The organism is Tabrizicola sp. (assembly GCF_041919135.1).
In the GTDB taxonomy this organism is placed as follows: Bacteria; Pseudomonadota; Alphaproteobacteria; order Rhodobacterales; family Rhodobacteraceae; genus Tabrizicola.
In genome coordinates this window covers 1-16,208 of sequence record NZ_JAYRUJ010000016.1, presented here as the reverse complement: position 1 = coordinate 16,208, position 16,208 = coordinate 1, and the positions used below count along the sequence as shown (strand labels likewise).

Sequence of the window (16,208 nt, the reverse complement as noted above, 5' to 3'; positions counted from 1 at the left end):
TCACTTGCCCTCCTCTTTGTCGAGATTGGTCATCACGGTGTAAAAGACCCATGACACCAGCAGGATCACCAGGAAGTACATGATCGAGAAGGCGGCGGCGGGGCCGAGGTCGAACTGGCCGATCGCCATCTTGACCAGGTCGATCGACAGGAAGGTGGTCGAATTGCCGGGGCCGCCGCCGGTGACGACGAAGGGCTCGGTATAGATCATGAAGCTGTCCATGAAGCGCAGAAGCACCGCGATCAGCAGGACGCCCGCCATCTTCGGCAGCTCGATGTAGCGGAAGACGGCCCAGCGGCTGGCCTGGTCCACCTTCGCGGCCTGGTAATAGGCGTTGGGAATGGATTGCAGGCCGGCATAGCACAGGAGGGCCACCAGGCTGGTCCAGTGCCAGACGTCCATCACGATGACGGTGATCCAGGCGTCCAGCGGATCGTTGGTGTAGTTGTAGTCGAAGCCGAACTCGGCCAGGTAGCGGCCCAGGAGCCCGATGTCGACGCGGCCGAAGATCTGCCAGATCGTGCCGACCACGTTGAACGGGATCAGCAGCGGCAGCGCCATCAGCACCAGGCAGAGGCTGGCCCAGAAGCCGCGTTTCGGCATGTTCAGCGCGACATAGATGCCGAGCGGCACCTCGATCGCCAGGATGATGGCCGAGAACAGGATCTGCCGCCCCAGCGCCTCGTGCAGGCGGTCGGAGGTCACCATCTCCTCGAACCATTCCAGGCCAACCCAGAAGAATTCGTTGTTCCCGAAAGTGTCGTTCACCGCATAGTTGACGACCGTCATCAGGGGCACGATGGCCGAGAAGGCGACGATCACCAGCACCGGCAGGACCAGGAACCAGGCCTTGTTGTTCAGGGTCTTTTCCATCAGCGGCTCTCTTTCACGGGGGCGACGCGCCAGTCGCCGGCGTAGACGTTGATCCGGTCGGGGGTGAAGCGGACATGGGTCAGGGCGGGGCCGACGGGCATCCCCTCGGGGGCGATCACGTTGATGGCCTGGCCCGCGACCTCGCCCCGGACGATGCGGTGGCGGCCCACGTCCTCGACCCGGCGGATGGTGATGGGCAGGCCGTCGCCTTCGGTCAGGACGGCATATTCCGGCCGGATGCCGATCTGCGCGCGGCCTGGAACCGGCCCGTAGGTGGCGCCGAGCGGGACCGCCGCCGCGCCAAGATGCGCCATGTTGCCCCGGATCTCGGCCGGCAGCAGGTTCATGCCGGGCGAGCCGATGAAATAGCCCACGAAGGTATGCGCCGGGGTCTCGAACAGCTCTTCCGGGGTGCCCATCTGCACGACGCGGCCGTCATACATCACCACCACCTTGTCGGCGAAGGTCAGCGCCTCGGTCTGGTCGTGGGTGACGTAGATCATCGTATGCCCGAACTCGCGGTGCAGCCGCTTCAGCTGGGTGCGCAGCTCCCATTTCATATGCGGGTCGATCACGGTCAGCGGCTCGTCGAAGAGGATCGCGTTAACGTCCTCGCGCACCATGCCGCGGCCGAGGGAGATCTTCTGCTTGGCATCGGCCGTCAGCCCGCGCGCCTTGCGGTCGAGGATCGCCTCCATCCCGATCATGCGGGCGATCTGGTCCACGCGCCGCGCGATATAGGCCGCGTCCTTGCCCCGGTTGCGCAGGGGGAAGGCCAGGTTGTCGCGCACGGTCATCGTGTCGTAGACGACGGGGAACTGGAACACCTGGGCGATGTTGCGCTCGGCCGTCTCGGCGTCGGTGACGTCGCGGTCGCCGAAGAGGACGCGGCCCTGGCTGGGGCGCAGGAGGCCCGAGATGATGTTCAGCAGCGTGGTCTTGCCGCAGCCGGAGGAGCCCAGGAGGGCATAGGCCCCGCCGTCCTGCCAGACATGGTCCATCTCCTTCAGGGCAAAGTCCTGCTCGCCCCTGGGATGGGGAAGGTAGCTGTGCGCGAGGTTCTTCAGCGTGATCTGTGCCATGGCTCAGGCCGCCGCCGCATAGGCCGCGGGCGCGGCAAGCCGGCCCTCGGCGTCGAAGATGTAGACATGCGCGGGATCGAGCCAGAGGCTGACCTCGCTTCCCGGTTTCAGGTCGTGCACCCCATGGACCAGGGCCACCCAGCGGTCCTGGCCGTGCGTCAGGTGCAGGAAGGTCTCGGAGCCGGTGATCTCGGTCACGCCGAGGGTGCAGCGGAATTCGACCGCGCGGCCGGAATGGGTGTTCAGATGCAGGTGGTTCGCCCGGAAACCGGCGGTATAGCGGCCCTCGGGCAGGGGGGCGAAGGCCCCCTCGGCCGGGGCATTGGCGGCGCCGCCGAAATTCATGCGCTGGCCTTCCCTGAAGCAGGAGACGAAGTTCATCGGCGGATCGCTGAACACCCGCGCGGTGGTGGCGTCGGCCGGCTGGCGGTAGACGGCGGGGGTCGGGCCGAACTGGGTCACCCGGCCCTCCCAGAGGGTCGCGGTATTGCCGCCGAGGAGAAGGGCCTCCTCGGGTTCGGTGGTGGCATAGACGAAGATCGCGCCGGATTCCTCGAAGATGCGCGGGATCTCGGCGCGCAATTCCTCGCGCAGCTTGTAGTCGAGGTTGGCCAGGGGCTCGTCCAGAAGCACGAGGCCCGCGCCCTTGACCAGCGCGCGTGCAAGCGCGCAACGCTGCTGCTGGCCGCCCGAAAGCTCCAGCGGCTTGCGCCCCAGCATCGGGGTCAGTTTCAGCATGTCGGCCGTGGCGCGCACGGCGCGGTCGATCTCGGCCCCGGCCTTGCCCATCAGCCGCAGCGGCGAGGCGATGTTGTCATAGACCGACATCGCCGGGTAGTTGATGAACTGCTGGTAGACCATGGCGACCCTGCGGTCCTGCACCCGCACCCCGGTCACATCCTTTCCATGCCAGATCAGCCGCCCGGCGCTGGGCGCATCCAGCCCCGCCATCAGCCGCATGAGCGAGGTCTTGCCCGAAAGCGTCGGGCCGAGGAGCACGTTCATCGTGCCCTTCTCCAGTGTCAGGGTCGTGGGCTGGATATGGACCTGCCCCTTCACGACCCGGCTTACCGCCTGCAACTCCAGCGCCAATCCGTCCCCCCTATCCGGCCTCGGGGCAGGCTGCCCCCAGGCCCGTTGCGCCGGACATGAAGGCGTCCAGCGCGTCGATCTGTTCCGGGCTCATCCGCAGCCCCAGCTTGGTGCGCCGCCAGACCACATCGGCGGCGGCGCGGGCAAATTCGTGATCCATCAGCCAGCGCACCTCGGCCTCGGTCAGGGTCGCGCCGAAGTCGCGGCCAAGGTCGGCGGACTGGCGGGCGCCGCCCAGGAGCGTCTCGGCCTCGGTGCCATAGGCGCGGATCAGGCGGGCGGCCCAATAGTCGGTGAGAAAGGGATAGCGGCCCTGCAACCGGCCGGTCAGGGCGGCCACCCCGTCATGCGGGAAGTCGCCGCCGGGCAGGGGGACGCGGGCGGTCCAGGGGCCGGTCGCCTGCGGGAAGAAGGGCGCAAGCCTGGCCATCGCGCCTTCGGCCAGGCGGCGGTAGGTGGTGATCTTGCCGCCGAACACGTTCAGCAGCGGCGCGCCGGACTGGTCCAGCTTCAGCACATAGTCCCGCGTCGCCGCCGTGGCGGACTTGGCCCCGTCGTTGTAGAGCGGCCGCACCCCGGAATAGGTCCAGACCACATCCGCCTGCGTCACCGGCCTGGCGAAATATTGCGAGGCGAAGGCCAGCAGGTAGTCGCGCTCCTCGTCGCTGCAGCGGGCTTCTCCCGGAGCGCCCCTGTGGTCCTTGTCGGTGGTGCCGATCAGGGTGAAATCCTGCTCGTAGGGAATGGCGAAGATGATGCGGCCGTCGGTGCCCTGGAAGAAGTAGCAGCGGTCGTGGTCGTAGAGTTTCCGGGTGACGACATGCGAGCCGCGCACCAGCCGCACCCCTTCGGACGGGGTGATATGGGCCACGTTGCGGATCACATCCTCGACCCAGGGGCCGCCGGCGTTGACCAGCGCCCGGGCAAGGTGGCTGCGGCGGCCCCCGGCGCCTTCGGTCTCGACCTGCCACAGCTCGCCCAGGCGGGTGGCCGAGGTGACGCGGGTCCGCGTCAGCACCGTGGCGCCGCGCAGGGCGGCGTCGCGGGCGTTCAGCGAGACGAGCTTGGAATCCTCGACCCAGCAGTCGGAATATTCCCAAGCCTTTCGGAAACGGTCCTGCAAGGGCCGCCCGGCCGGATCGCGCATCAGGTCCAGCGTGCGGGTTGCGGGCAGGATCCTGCGGCCGCCCAGCGTGTCGTAGAGGAACAGGCCCAGCCGGATCAGCCAGGCCGGCCGGCGGCCGCGCATCCAGGGCATCACGCGAGAGAGGAGCCGGCCGGTGGGCGTGTCGCCCTCGAAGCGCATGCCGGGATGCCAGGGCAGGACAAAGCGCATCGGCCAGGCGATGTGCGGCATGGCGACCAGCAGCGTCTCGCGCTCGGCCAGCGCCTCGCGCACGAGGCGGAACTCGAAATATTCCAGATAGCGCAGCCCGCCGTGAAAAAGCTTGGTCGAGGCCGAGGAGGTTGCCTGCGCAAGGTCGCCCTGTTCGGCCAGCACCACCGAAAGGCCCCGTCCGGCGGCGTCGCGGGCAATGCCGCAGCCGTTGATCCCGCCGCCGATGATGAAGATGTCGGCCACCTCGGGCCTGGTCTTCGCTGTCACGCCGGATTCCCCCCTGTTGGCGAGAGGGTGGGACCTCCGCGTCGAAAGGTCAATCCGATTTTTTTCGTTTATGCGCGAATTGCGATAAAACGAACATTTGCGGCGCGTGTAACGCCGGATTTGTCGCGGGCTTCCCGTGCGGCAGTCGAAATCCGCGCAAAATCGCGCTGCGATGCGGCGCGATGCGTCTTGCGCCTGCAGAGACGTTTCGCACTTGATCCGGCCGGCCGCGTTGAGGAAACTTGGCGCGCAGGCACGAAGGAAAAGGAAAACCGGCCGTGGCGCTAAGCTTCCGTCAGGTCGCGATCATGGAGATCGCCCGTTCCGAGGGGCGGGTGATGGTCGAGGACCTGGCGCAGAGGTTCGACGTCACGCTGCAGACCATCCGCCGCGACCTGTCGGAACTGGCCGACCTGGGCCATCTCGACCGGGTGCATGGCGGCGCGATGCCGCGGACCGGGGTGGCGAACCTGGGCTACGAACAGCGCCGCCGGATGAACGAGGACGCCAAGGCCGCCATCGCGCGGGCCTGCGCGGCGGCGATCCCCGAGAATTGCTCGCTGATCGTCAACCTCGGCACCACGACCGAGGCGGTGGCGCAGGAACTGCTGACGCATCGCAACATCACGGTGGTGACCAACAACATGAACGTGGCCAATATCCTGGCCGCCAATCCGGGCTGCGAGATCATGGTGGCGGGCGGTGCGCTGCGCCGGTCGGACGGCGGGCTGGTCGGAGAGCTGACCACGCAGTTCTTCGAGCAGTTCAAGGTCGATATCGCGGTGATCGGGGCCTCGGCGCTGGACCGGGACGGCGATCTGCTGGATTTCGACCTGGCCGAGGTCAGGGTCTCGAAGGCGATCATCCGGCAGGCGCGCAAGGTGTTCCTGGTCTGCGACCATTCCAAGCTGGACCGTTCCGCCCCGGCGCGGCTGGCCTCGCTGTCCGAGGTCACGGTGCTGTTCACCGACCGGGCCCTGCCGCAGGAACTGGCGCGGAAATGTGCGGAATGGGGGACCGAGGTCGTGGTGGCCGAGGGATGATCCTTCCGGGCGCGGGGGCAGGGTGGGCAACAGGGTCCAGCCTGCGCCCGCATCTGCCCGGCCGGGGGCGGATTGTGCGGCGATGGCCGGGCTTATGTGCGGCGGCAGCGGCCAGACGGGCTTTGCCGCCGCCATTGCCGGGGCTATGGTGTGCGGCAGGGAAAGGGTGAAGACGTGACCAGCCTGTGCAACCATGGCCGCCGCCCGGTGGTGGGCATCATCGGCAACAGCTACCTGATCAACGACAGCTATCCGGTGCATTCGGGGGGCACGATGAATTCTTCGGCGGTGGCCGAGGTCGCGGGCTGCCTGCCGCTGATCGTGCCGTCGGACCCGCGCTATGTCTGCGTGGGCGAGCTTCTGGAGCTGTGCGACGCCTTCCTCTTGACCGGGGGCCGCCCCAACGTCCACCCCAGCGAATATGGCGAGGCGGAGACGCCCGCGCATGGCGCCTTCGACCGCAGCCGCGACGCGATCACGCTGCCCCTGATCCGCGCCTGCGTCGAGCGCGGCCAGCCCTTCCTTGGCATCTGCCGCGGCTTCCAGGAGGTCAACGTCGCCATGGGCGGCACGCTTTACCCCGAGATCCGCGACCTGCCGGGCCGGATGAACCACCGGATGCCGCCCGACGGCACGATCGAGGAGCAGTTCGCGCTGCGCCATCCGGTCAGCTTCACCGAGGGCGGGGTATTCCACCGGCTGATGGGCGCGCGCGAGGTGATGACGAACACGCTGCACGGCCAGGGGATCGCCCGGCCGGCGCCGCGCGTGGTGATCGACGGCCAGGCCCCGGACGGCACGCCCGAGGCGATCTATGTCAAGGATGCGCCGGGTTTCACGCTGTCGGTCCAGTGGCATCCGGAGTGGAATGCGGAAAGCGATCCGGTGTCGCGGCCGCTGTTCCAGGCCTTCGGCAAGGCCGCGGCCGGTTGGGCGGCGGCGCGCCGGCGCCAGCACGCCTGACCCGGCCGGACGGGGGGGCGCCGATGATGCTCCTGATCGGCTATGCCACCATGCCGCCGACCGGCTGGCCGGGCAGGGCCATGCGGTCGAGCTTCTGAACATCGAGGATGCCGGGGGGGCTGGACCTTTCCCGCTTCGTCGGTGGCGACTGGGCCGCGCTGGCCCCGGGGCCGGACGGCTGGGCCGCTGGGAATCAGAGGCGGCGCAGCTTCAGCCGGGTGATCCGGTTCTCGCGCCGGGCCACGACCTCGAAGCGGAAGCCGTGGAAGCCGAAGACCTGGCCCTCGGCCGGGATCATCTGCGCCTCGTGGATGACGAGGCCCGCCACCGTGTTCGCCTCGTCGTCCGGCAGGCCCCAGTCGGTGGCGCGGTTCAGGTCGCGGATCGTCATCGCGCCATCGACCAGCCAGTCGCCGTCCTCGGCCTGGGTCAGGCCCTCGTCCTTTTTCACCACGTCGAATTCGTCGGTGATCTCGCCGACGATCTCCTCCAGGATGTCCTCGAGCGTGATCAGCCCCTGCAACGCGCCGTATTCGTCGACCACCAGCGCGAAATGGGTGCGCCGGGCAAGGAATTCGCGCATCTGTTCGTCCAGCGCCGTGGTCTCGGGGATGAAATAGGGCTTCATCGCGACCTTCACGATGTCCAGGCCGTCGATGCCCTGGGCATCCTCGCCCCGCACCAGCCGGTCCACCTCGCGCAGAAGGTCCTTGGCATGGATCACGCCCAGGATGTTGTCGTCGCTGCCGCGATAGACCGGCAGGCGGGTATAGGGCGAGGCGAGGACGCGGGTGATCAGCTCGCGCGGGGGCAGGTCGGCGTCGATCATCTCGATCTGGCGGCGGTGGCGCATGATCTCGTCCACCGTGCGGTGGCCGAGGTCCAGCGCGCCGAGGAGCCGGTCGCGGTCGGCCTTCTCCACCGCGCCCCCGGAATGGCCGAGCGCGATGGCCCCGGCGATGTCCTCGCGCAGCGCCTCCATCGCGGTCTCGTGGTCGCGGCGCAGGCGGAAAAGCCGCAGGAGCCGATCCAGCGCGCGGCGGAGCAGGCTTGCGGGGGCAGGGGGGGCGGGGTCGCTGGGCATCGGCTCTCTCAGCCCTTCCGGGCCAGGGGGTGCTTTGTCAGGACCAGGTCCTTGAGGTGGTCGTCAAGGACATGGGTGTAGATCTCGGTCGTGCCGACATCGGCATGGCCGAGCAGGGTCTGGATCACCCGCAGGTCGGCGCCATGGGCCAGAAGATGGGTGGCGAAGGCATGGCGCAGCACATGCGGCGTCACCAGGGACGGAGAGATCCCGGCCAGCACCGCCACGTCCTTGACCAGGCTGTGGAAATATTGCCGCGTCAGGTGCCCCTCGCTCCCCTCGCCGGGGAAAAGGTGGCGCGAGGGCGCGCGGCCCGTCTTCCGGCCCGCCTCCTCCACCGCGTCGCGGCTGGCCAGCCAGTCGGCCAGCGCCGCCCGGGCAGGGGCGGAGAGCGGCACCATCCGCTCCTTGCCGCCCTTGCCCTTGACCAGGATCATCCGCGGATCGCCGCGCACGGCCGTGACCGGCAGGCCGACCAGTTCCGAGACCCGCAGGCCGGTGGCATAGAGCAGTTCGAAAAGCGCGGTATCGCGCAGCCGGTCCGCCGGGTTGCGGGCGCGGGTGCGGGCGGCCTCCATCAGGCGGGTGACCTCGGCCTCGCTCAGGGTCCTGGGCAGGCCTTGCACCCGGCCCGGCCCTTTCAGCCGCAGCGCCGGGTTGTCGGCGCGCCAGCCCTCCTCGACCGCGAAACGGTAAAGCTGGCGGATCGAGGACAGCCGCCGTGCGCGGGTGGCCTGCGACAGGCCCTGCGCGTCGCAATGGACGAGGTAATCCTCGACCGACCCGCGCGCCGCCCCGGCGAAGTCCAGGTCCCGCCGCTCCAGCCAGTCGGCGAAGTCCAGAAGGTCGCGGCCATAGGCCAGCTGCGTGTTGCGCGCAGCCCCCAGTTCCGCCGCCCGCGCGGCGAGGAAGGTCGAGATCCAGCGTTCCGCCTCGGGCGCGGGCATGGGTCAGCCCCGCCGTTCCAGGATCATCAGCTCCAGCGCCGTGCGCCGCGCCACGCTTTCCAGCCCGGCCAGCCGCAGGGCGGAGAGCCCCTCGGTCACCCCGCGCAGGTCGCCCCGGACGCCGCGCGCGATGGCGTCGATCGCCAGGAGGATCGCCTCGCCCTTGCGGTTGCCGTCGAGGAGCGCCTGCGCCTCGGCGGACGGCGCGGGGCTGCGGAAGGCGGCGAGGATCGCCCGGCCCAGACTGTCGGGCGGCACGCGGCCGTCCAGCTCGCCGGTGGCGAGGCCCAGCAGGAAGCCCTCGGTCGCGTCGGCGGGCTGGTGGCGGCGGGCGACCGCCTCGGCCTGGGGCGAGAGAAGCGCCACGCGGAAGGCGATGGCCCCGGCCTCGCCGGTCAGCGGCAGGTCGGAGAGCTGGCGGCCGAAGAGGACCGCGAAGGGCACCTCCAGTTCGGCCTCGGCCATGCGCTGCCAGGCGGGGGGCAGCGCCTTGGCCACCCGTTCGACATCGCCCGAGGTGAGGGCGGCCTCGAAGCGCTGGAAGGCCTCGGCCCGGTCCCAGACCCCGCCCGAGGCGGCGGGATCGGCCTCGGTATACAGGCCCAGGATCACGTTCGGCGGGATCGTCCCGGCCCGGGTCAGCCGCTCGGCCGCCTCGATCCGCGCCTTCCAGCCGGCGCGGGGGCCGATCTCGGCATAGGAGAAGGCGATCGGCAGGCCCTCGGTCGGCAGGGGTTCGCCCACGGCCTCGAAGATCTTCCAGTCAAGCGGCGTGACCGGGCTTGGCGCGGGCGGGACCGGCTCGCCCTCGAACAGATCGGGGTCGAGGAAACGGCCCAGAAGCGCGGCCTGGTCGGGGCTGATCTGGCCCAGGGCCTGCGAGGAATGCAGCGTCAGCGCCGCCGTGTCCCAGTCGCCCGAGCGCGCGAGGCAGAAGATCCGCGCCGGCACCGTCGGCGCCAGATAGGGCGCGCCCTGCATCCGGTCGCAGGCGCGATCCTCGGCCCCGGTCAGCAGCGCCACGTCGAAGCCGCGGCGGAACAGTTCGGGCGTGTCGGTCCCGGCCGCGTCGATCAGCGCGGCCGCCTGCTCCAGCGCGCCGAGCGCCAGCAGCTTGTCGATGCGCACCTGCAACAGCTCGCCCGTGCCGCCGGAATCGGCCGGGGCCGTCACCTCGGCCAGAAGCACGGTCAGGAACAGCTGGCGCAGCGCGGGCAGGGCGTCATCGGCATGGGCGACCAGACGCTCGGCAATCTCGCGCGTGTGGCCCGCGCCCCAGAGGTCGCGCGGCAGGCCCGAGACGCCGGTCGGGATCAGCCCGACCGCATCCGGGTTCGGCCCGTCCAGCGCCGTGGTCGTCACCGGCTGCGGCAGGGCGCTGCCCTGGGCGGCGACCGGCGGCTCGTCGATCCCGGTGGCGACACCCGGCGTCGCCGCGACCGGGGTGGCCACCGATTGCGACAGCCAGTCGATCGCCGACAGCGGGCCGCCCTGCGGGTCCTGCGCTGCAAGCGGCCCGCCCAGCACCAGAAAGACAGCCGCCGAGACCGCGCTAGTCCGCATTCAGCACCACGGGTTTCTTCACCTCGGTCTGCGGCGGGGTGAGGTCGCCGAGATAGGCGAATCCCGTCAGCCCGATGAAGCCGAAAATCACCAGAATCACGACAAGCTTGATGATCCGACCCATGGCACAGCCCTTCCTCGACGTCGCCAGCCGTTGATCGGCCGACTGTTTTTCCACGCCCCCGATGACGCGGGCGCGATGATTTGACAATCTATATAGCATCCGCGCAGGTTTCACGCCATTGAGTGCGGAATATTTGCCTTCGGTCCCCGGCTCGGCCCGGCGGGCCGGAACCTGACGGGATTTGATCGTGCGACTGGCCAAGACAGTGGTGATGGTGGGAATGATGGGGGCGGGCAAGACCGCCGTGGGCACCGCCCTGGCCCGGCAACTGGGCGTGCCCTTCCTTGATTCCGACGAGGAAATCACCCGCGCCGCCGATCGCAGCATCGCCGAGATCTTCGAGCGCGACGGCGAGCCCTTCTTCCGCGCCCGCGAGAGCGAGGTGATCTCGCGCCTGTTGCGCGGCACGCCCTGCATCCTGTCCACCGGCGGGGGGGCGTTCCTCTCGGCGGCGAATCGGCGGATGATCCATGAGGTCGGGGTCTCGGTCTGGCTGCGGGCCGAGCTTGATCTGCTGTGGCAGCGCGTCCGGCACAAGACGACGCGGCCCCTGCTGCGCACGGCAAACCCGCGCGAGACGCTGCGCGCGCTTTACGAGGCGCGGATGCCGCTTTACGCCGAGGCCGACCTGGTGGTGGACAGCACCCCCGACCTTTCGGTCGAGGACATGGCGCATTGCGTCCGCCAGGCCCTGCTGACGCGGCCCGATGTGCTGGAGGAATGATGACGAATACCGTGGCGGTGGACCTGGGCTCGCGGTCCTATGAGGTGCGCATCGGCGCGGGGCTGATCGGACGCGCCGGGGGCGAGATCGCGCCGCTTCTGCGCCGCAAGCGCGTGGCGGTGGTGACGGATGCGACCGTGGCCGCCGCGCATCTGCCGGCGCTGACCGCGGCCCTGGAGGCCGAGGGGATCGCGGTCGCCGCCCTGGCCCTGCCGCCGGGCGAGGCGACGAAGGGCTGGGAGAACCTGGCGCGTTGCACCGAATGGCTGCTGGAGGCGAAGGTCGAGCGCAAGGATGTGGTGGTGGCGCTGGGGGGCGGGGTGATCGGCGACCTGGTCGGCTTCTCCGCCGCGATCCTGCGCCGGGGCGTGCGCTTCGTGCAGCTGCCGACCACGCTTCTGGCCCAGGTCGACAGCTCGGTCGGCGGCAAGACCGGGATCAATACCGCGCAGGGCAAGAACCTGGTCGGGGCCTTCCACCAGCCGAGCCTGGTCCTGGCCGACACCGGAGTGCTGGACACGCTGCCCGCCCGCGATTTCCTGTCCGGCTATGGCGAGGTGGTGAAATACGGCATGCTCGGCGATGCCGCCTTCTTCGACTGGCTGGAAACCAACGGCCCCGCCCTGCGCGATGGCGACGGGGCGGCGCGGCTGCATGCGGTGACGCGATCCGTCGAGATGAAGGCCGGGATCGTCTCGCGCGACGAGACCGAGGAGGGCGAGCGCGCGCTGCTGAACCTGGGCCATACCTTCTGCCATGCGCTGGAAAAGGCGACGGGATATTCCGACCGCCTCCTGCATGGCGAGGGGGTGGCGATCGGCTGCGCGCTGGCTTTCGAGCTTTCCGCCCGCCTGGGCCTGTGCAGCCAGGAGGAACCCAGCCGCGTCCGCGCCCATCTGGCCGCGATGGGGATGAAGCTGGACCTTGCCGACATTCCGGGCGAACTGCCGGGAACCGAGGCGCTGATCGCGCTGATGGGGCAGGACAAGAAGGTGGTGGACGGACGCCTGCGCTTCATCCTTGCCCATGGCATCGGCCGGGCCTTCGTGGCCGGGGATGTCCCCGGCGAAGCCGTGCGCGCCGTCCTGGACGAGGCCGCGGCCCGCCGGCGCTAGAACAGCAGCTTGTAGACGTTGCCGTTGGTATCGGTCGCCTGGCCGGTGCCGCTGGCGGTGCCCGAGCCGATGGCAAAGGTGCCCTGCACCCGGGTGCCGTCGTTGCAGACGGCATAGATCTCGCCGTCGTTCACCCCGGCCACGGTATCGGTCTTGGTGCCCAGCTCGCCCCCGGTCTTCTTCCAGGTCAGCGCCAGCCCGCGTGAGCGCGAGACGGTCTTGGGCGTGAGCGAGGTCCAGGTCCCCTCGCATTTCCCGCGCTCGGGCAGGCGGAAGCTCAGCGGGCCCGAGGTCCCGGCCACGTTGCGCATCACGCCCTCGATCACCAGCGTCGGGTCCTCGGCGGCGATTTCGCCTTGCAGCGGATAGAACTGCAGGCTGGTCGTGCCGCCGCTGGCGCAGGCGGCGAGAGGCAGAAGGACGAACGGGACAAGGGTCTTGCGGATCACGTCAGGGACTTTCTCTAGCGGGCGGCCGGGATGCCAGTAGTGGAGGGCCGACGGCCTGGTCAAGTGACTTGTGCGCGACCCCCGCCGCGCTCAGGCGGGCGCGCGCCGGTCGTCGCGGACGATCCGGCCGTCCTCCAGCGTCAGGATCCGGTCGGCGCGGTCGAGGATGCGGTTGTCATGCGTGACCAGAAGCACGGTCATCCCGCGCGCCTTGCCGATGCGGATCAGCAGGTCCACCACCTCGGCCGCGCTTTCCTTGTCAAGCGCCGCCGTCGGCTCGTCGGCCAGCAGAAGCGCCGGTTGGCCCACCAGCGCGCGCGCCACCGCCACCCGCTGCTTCTGGCCGCCCGACAGGTTCGCGGGCAGATAATCCACCCGCTCGGCCAGCCCCACCAGCCCCAGGAGATGCACCGAGGCCCTCTCGGCCAGCGCCTCCGGCACGCCGGCGTGGACCTGCGCCCCCATCATCACGTTCTGCGCCGCCGTCAGGCTTTCATGCAGGTTGTGCGCCTGGAAGATGAAGCCCAGCCGCCGCCGCATCGCGACCAGTTGCGCCTCGCTGGCGCCGTTCAGCTCTTGCGACAACAGCCGGACCGAGCCGTCCTGCACCGCGCGCAGGCAGCCGATCAGCGTCAGGAGCGTGGTCTTGCCCGAGCCGGACGGACCCATCAGGATGGTGAAGCTGCCGCGCTCCAGGCCCAGCGAGATGTCGTAAAGCGCCTGCCTGCGCGCGGCATCGACGCCGAACCAGTGGTTCAGCCCGCGGACATCGACGATGGGGTCCTGCTGCATCGCGCCCTCAGAACAGATCGGCCGGATCGGCGGCGGCAAGGCGGCGGGTGGCGATCACGCCCGAGAGGGTGGAAAAGACCACCGTGCCCAGAAAGACCACCACCGCCATCGAGGCGGTGACCTGCAGCGGCAGGGTGGTGACCGTCGCCATCACCTTCAGGATGGTGCTGCCCACGATCACGCCGGGGATGAAGCCCAGGATGCCCAGGATCATCGCCTCTTCCAGCACGATTCCCAGGAAGAAGCGCGGGCCATAGCCCATCGCCTTGAAGGTCGCATATTCGCGCAGGTGATCCGCCACATCGGTGGACAGCACCTGATAGACGATCACCAGCCCGACCAGCACCCCGATCAGCACGCCAAAGCCGAAGATCACCCCGGTCGGCCGCTTGGTCTGCTGATAGGACAGTTCCTCCTGCGCCGCCTCGGCATAGCTGCGAATACGCAGGGACGGGTCCGAGATCAGCCGCTTCAGCCGCCCGACCGCCGCCTGCACATCCGCCCCCGGCCGCAGCGACAGCAGGATATGGTCCGGCGCGGTCGAGCGGCGGTCGGGGAACAGCGCCAGGAAGGTCTGGTCCGACACCATCATGTAGCCGTCGCCGCCAAAGCCGCCGCCGCCGGCAAAGGTGCCGTAGAGCGTCAGCGTGCGGCCCTTGGCCTCGAAGCCGAGCGGCGTCTGCGGCCGGATCGAGGCCGCCTCCTCGCGCGAGATGCCGCGCGCCAGCCGGTCCATCAGCGCCGAATCCTGCACCTCCAGCAGCCCGGCCTGCGCCGCGATCTCGGGGTTCAGGAAGCCGGGACTGGCCGGGTCGATGCCGAAGGTGGTCAGGCTGATGTCCTGCTCGCCCCGGTTCCAGGGCACGTTGGTGACGAAAAGCCCGATGCCGTCGGTCACCTCCGGGTCGGCCATCGCCTGCAGCAGCCACTGCCGCGCGACATTCTCGCCCTCGTTCAGCGCATTGGCGTCATCCGCCGAGATCATGATGTCGGCGCGGAAGAATTCATAGGGGCGCAGCGTCGCCGTGCCCATCGAGTTCATGATCCCGAGCTGGACGAAGACCAGCACATTGGCGAAGGCCACCCCGGTCAGCGCGGCGGCAAAGCGCATCCTGTTGTGCGTCAGCTGCAGCCAGCCGATCGGCAGCCGGCCGAACAGGCGCTGCAAGAGCCGCATCATGGCGCGGCGGCCTTCACCGGGGCGGCGTCGATCCGGGCGATGGCTTCCAGATTGGTGAACCGCGCCGCCCGCGCCGAGGAGGCGGCGTCCAGCGCGACATGGACCAGCACCACCCGCGCGTCCTTGTTCTCGGCCGCGTCGTCCGAGATCAGCCCCTGCCGGCCCACCGTCAGCCCGATCCGCTCGACCCGGCCCTGCAGCGCCCCCTCCAGGGCCGGCGAGACCAGTTCGACCGGCTGGCCCACCGCGACCGAGGCGATGCGGTCCTGCCAGATCTCGACCTCGGCCGTCATCTGCCCGGTGTCGCCCATCAGCATGATCCCGTCGGCCGGCGGGCGCTGGCCGGGGGTCACCCTGATGTCCAGGATCGTGCCCGCGATCGGCGCCGCGACGCTGGCGCGCGCCAGGTCCAGCCGCGCGCGGTCCAGATCGGCGCGGCCCGCCTCGACATTGCGCTCGGCCACCAGCACGTCGGGCTGGTCCTCCAGCGCCACCGCCGAAAAGCGCGCCAGCGTGGCCTCGGCCCGGGCGACAGCCTGCCGCGCCTGGGCGTCGGCGGTGCGCACCGCGTCCAGCGTCGCCTGGGTCGCGACGCCGCGCTGGAACAGTTCCTCGGTGCGGGTCAGCGTGGTCGCCGCCTCCTCGGCCGTGGCGACGGCCTGGTCGCGCGTCGCCTGCGCCTCGTCCCGGCTGGCCAGGACGGCGGCGCGGGTCTGCACCAGCCCGGCCTCGCGCACCGCCAGATTGGCCGCGGCCATCATCACCGCGCTTTCCAGCGCCGTCGCATTGTCCAGCCGCGCCAGCACCGCGCCGCGTTCGACCCGGTCGCCCTCGGCCACCAGGATCTCGGCCACCCGCGCATCCCCCGCGCCATAGGGCGCCGCCACCACCGAGACATCGCCGCGCGGCACGATCCGCGCCAGCCCGATCACATCCGAGGGCAGCAGCGTCTCGGCCATGCTGGGCGGCAGGTCGATCCCGGCCGGAAGCGCGATCGGCGAATCCGTGCCGCCGCCCGGCTGCAACCCGGTCGCGTCATAGAAGGCGCGCAGCGCGGGCGGCTGGAAATACATCCCGATCACCGCGCCCGAGAACATCAGCACCGGCACCAGCAGCACCAGAAGATAGCGGCGGCGGAAGGACCAGCCCGCGCGCGGATCGGGCCGGTCGGACCTCTCGCCCAGTTCCAGCGGCAGGCCGCTTGCATCCGGTTCGCTCATCCTCGGGTCCTTCTCCGGCCAGACAGCAGCCCGTCCAAGCTGCGACCTGCCTTGACCGGGGTCAAGGGCGGCGGCCCGGGGCGGCTTGACGCAGGCCGTCGCCCGCACCAGCAGCCGGGCAAGGCCCGGATGGCTTCCCGCGCGGCAGGCCTCGATGCCGCCCGACATGCCGAATGGACCTGACCTGGGCGGGTATCCGAACTGCGGGAAAGGTTGGCTGGGGCGCTAGGGTCAGGACCCATTGATCTTCCACTTTCGGCGTGATTCAGGCTCCGCAAGGAGACTGACCTATGACCAACCTTTTTTGGCTGACGGACGTGCAGATGGCACGGCTGCAGCCCTTCTTTCCCA

At 69.8% G+C, this 16,208-nt stretch carries 15 protein-coding genes and 1 pseudogene; 4 read left to right on the top strand and 12 right to left on the bottom strand.

Going from position 1 to position 16,208, the window contains the following annotated elements; translation table 11 throughout:
• Genes ACE3UA_RS12680 through glpD form a run of 4 tightly spaced genes read right to left on the bottom strand, consistent with a single transcriptional unit; the run spans window position 1 to window position 4,653 of the window.
• On the bottom strand, window positions 1-873 hold the full coding sequence (locus ACE3UA_RS12680) for a carbohydrate ABC transporter permease (RefSeq protein WP_374645636.1): 873 nt from the start codon (window positions 871-873) through the stop codon (window positions 1-3).
• The gene (locus ACE3UA_RS12675; protein ID WP_374645634.1) at window positions 873-1,955 is read right to left on the bottom strand and encodes an ABC transporter ATP-binding protein; all 1,083 of its coding nucleotides are present in this window, start codon (window positions 1,953-1,955) and stop codon (window positions 873-875) included. The genes ACE3UA_RS12680 and ACE3UA_RS12675 overlap by 1 nt, the downstream gene beginning before the upstream one ends.
• 3 nt (window positions 1,956-1,958) lie before the next feature.
• Window positions 1,959-3,047: an ABC transporter ATP-binding protein gene (locus tag ACE3UA_RS12670; protein ID WP_374645632.1), complete on the bottom strand. Its 1,089-nt coding sequence runs from the start codon at window positions 3,045-3,047 to the stop codon at window positions 1,959-1,961.
• 10 nt (window positions 3,048-3,057) lie between these two features.
• Window positions 3,058-4,653, bottom strand: coding sequence for a glycerol-3-phosphate dehydrogenase (gene glpD / locus ACE3UA_RS12665; RefSeq protein ID WP_374645630.1), 1,596 nt, complete (start codon window positions 4,651-4,653; stop codon window positions 3,058-3,060).
• Window positions 4,654-4,931: 278 nt separating this feature from the next.
• On the opposite strand from glpD, the gene ACE3UA_RS12660 reads away from it, so the two are divergent.
• A complete protein-coding gene (locus ACE3UA_RS12660; protein ID WP_374645628.1) occupies window positions 4,932-5,696 on the top strand; it encodes a DeoR/GlpR family DNA-binding transcription regulator in 765 nt (254 codons plus the stop codon).
• A 174-nt stretch (window positions 5,697-5,870) separates the two neighbouring features.
• The gene (locus ACE3UA_RS12655) at window positions 5,871-6,659 is read left to right on the top strand and encodes a gamma-glutamyl-gamma-aminobutyrate hydrolase family protein (protein ID WP_374645626.1); all 789 of its coding nucleotides are present in this window, start codon (window positions 5,871-5,873) and stop codon (window positions 6,657-6,659) included.
• Window positions 6,660-6,852: 193 nt separating this feature from the next.
• Here ACE3UA_RS12655 and ACE3UA_RS12650 read toward each other — a convergent pair.
• The 4 genes and pseudogenes from ACE3UA_RS12650 to ACE3UA_RS12635 form a co-directional block, all read right to left on the bottom strand.
• Window positions 6,853-7,701: pseudogene (locus ACE3UA_RS12650) on the bottom strand (transporter associated domain-containing protein); the annotation flags it as partial.
• A 50-nt stretch (window positions 7,702-7,751) separates the two neighbouring features.
• Window positions 7,752-8,690 (bottom strand): tyrosine recombinase, encoded by a 939-nt coding sequence (locus tag ACE3UA_RS12645; RefSeq protein ID WP_374645624.1) that lies wholly within the window; start codon window positions 8,688-8,690, stop codon window positions 7,752-7,754.
• Between the two features lie 3 nt (window positions 8,691-8,693).
• A complete protein-coding gene (locus ACE3UA_RS12640; protein WP_374645622.1) occupies window positions 8,694-10,253 on the bottom strand; it encodes a hypothetical protein in 1,560 nt (519 codons plus the stop codon).
• Window positions 10,243-10,377, bottom strand: a complete 135-nt coding sequence (locus ACE3UA_RS12635; RefSeq protein ID WP_374645620.1) for a hypothetical protein — start codon at window positions 10,375-10,377, stop codon at window positions 10,243-10,245. The genes ACE3UA_RS12640 and ACE3UA_RS12635 overlap by 11 nt, the downstream gene beginning before the upstream one ends.
• A gap of 181 nt (window positions 10,378-10,558) precedes the next feature.
• On the opposite strand from ACE3UA_RS12635, the gene ACE3UA_RS12630 reads away from it, so the two are divergent.
• The gene (locus ACE3UA_RS12630; protein ID WP_374645618.1) at window positions 10,559-11,101 is read left to right on the top strand and encodes a shikimate kinase; all 543 of its coding nucleotides are present in this window, start codon (window positions 10,559-10,561) and stop codon (window positions 11,099-11,101) included.
• Window positions 11,101-12,216, top strand: a complete 1,116-nt coding sequence (gene aroB, locus ACE3UA_RS12625) for a 3-dehydroquinate synthase (RefSeq protein WP_374645616.1) — start codon at window positions 11,101-11,103, stop codon at window positions 12,214-12,216. Before ACE3UA_RS12630 ends, aroB begins: the two co-directional genes overlap by 1 nt.
• Here aroB and ACE3UA_RS12620 read toward each other — a convergent pair.
• The 4 genes from ACE3UA_RS12620 to ACE3UA_RS12605 form a co-directional block, all read right to left on the bottom strand.
• On the bottom strand, window positions 12,213-12,665 hold the full coding sequence (locus tag ACE3UA_RS12620) for a hypothetical protein (RefSeq protein ID WP_374645614.1): 453 nt from the start codon (window positions 12,663-12,665) through the stop codon (window positions 12,213-12,215). The two genes, aroB and ACE3UA_RS12620, sit on opposite strands and share 4 nt — an antisense overlap.
• Before the next feature lie 90 nt (window positions 12,666-12,755).
• Window positions 12,756-13,457, bottom strand: coding sequence for an ATP-binding cassette domain-containing protein (locus ACE3UA_RS12615; RefSeq protein ID WP_374645612.1), 702 nt, complete (start codon window positions 13,455-13,457; stop codon window positions 12,756-12,758).
• Between the two features lie 7 nt (window positions 13,458-13,464).
• On the bottom strand, window positions 13,465-14,637 hold the full coding sequence (locus ACE3UA_RS12610; RefSeq protein WP_374645610.1) for an FtsX-like permease family protein: 1,173 nt from the start codon (window positions 14,635-14,637) through the stop codon (window positions 13,465-13,467).
• Window positions 14,634-15,857, bottom strand: coding sequence for an HlyD family efflux transporter periplasmic adaptor subunit (locus ACE3UA_RS12605; protein WP_374645608.1), 1,224 nt, complete (start codon window positions 15,855-15,857; stop codon window positions 14,634-14,636). Before ACE3UA_RS12605 ends, ACE3UA_RS12610 begins: the two co-directional genes overlap by 4 nt.
• Between the last annotated feature and the right edge of the window lie 351 nt (window positions 15,858-16,208).

What these genes read in the sequence shown, in the direction of transcription:
- ACE3UA_RS12680 (WP_374645636.1), bottom strand. Translation starts at nt 873, where the DNA reads ATGGAAAAGACCCTGAACAACAAGGCCTGGTTCCTGGTCCTGCCGGTG.
- ACE3UA_RS12675 (WP_374645634.1), bottom strand. Translation starts at nt 1,955, where the DNA reads ATGGCACAGATCACGCTGAAGAACCTCGCGCACAGCTACCTTCCCCAT.
- ACE3UA_RS12645 (WP_374645624.1), bottom strand. Translation starts at nt 8,690, where the DNA reads ATGCCCGCGCCCGAGGCGGAACGCTGGATCTCGACCTTCCTCGCCGCG.
- ACE3UA_RS12640 (WP_374645622.1), bottom strand. Translation starts at nt 10,253, where the DNA reads ATGCGGACTAGCGCGGTCTCGGCGGCTGTCTTTCTGGTGCTGGGCGGG.
- ACE3UA_RS12635 (WP_374645620.1), bottom strand. Translation starts at nt 10,377, where the DNA reads ATGGGTCGGATCATCAAGCTTGTCGTGATTCTGGTGATTTTCGGCTTC.
- aroB (WP_374645616.1), top strand. Translation starts at nt 11,101, where the DNA reads ATGACGAATACCGTGGCGGTGGACCTGGGCTCGCGGTCCTATGAGGTG.
- ACE3UA_RS12615 (WP_374645612.1), bottom strand. Translation starts at nt 13,457, where the DNA reads ATGCAGCAGGACCCCATCGTCGATGTCCGCGGGCTGAACCACTGGTTC.
- ACE3UA_RS12610 (WP_374645610.1), bottom strand. Translation starts at nt 14,637, where the DNA reads ATGATGCGGCTCTTGCAGCGCCTGTTCGGCCGGCTGCCGATCGGCTGG.
- ACE3UA_RS12605 (WP_374645608.1), bottom strand. Translation starts at nt 15,857, where the DNA reads ATGAGCGAACCGGATGCAAGCGGCCTGCCGCTGGAACTGGGCGAGAGG.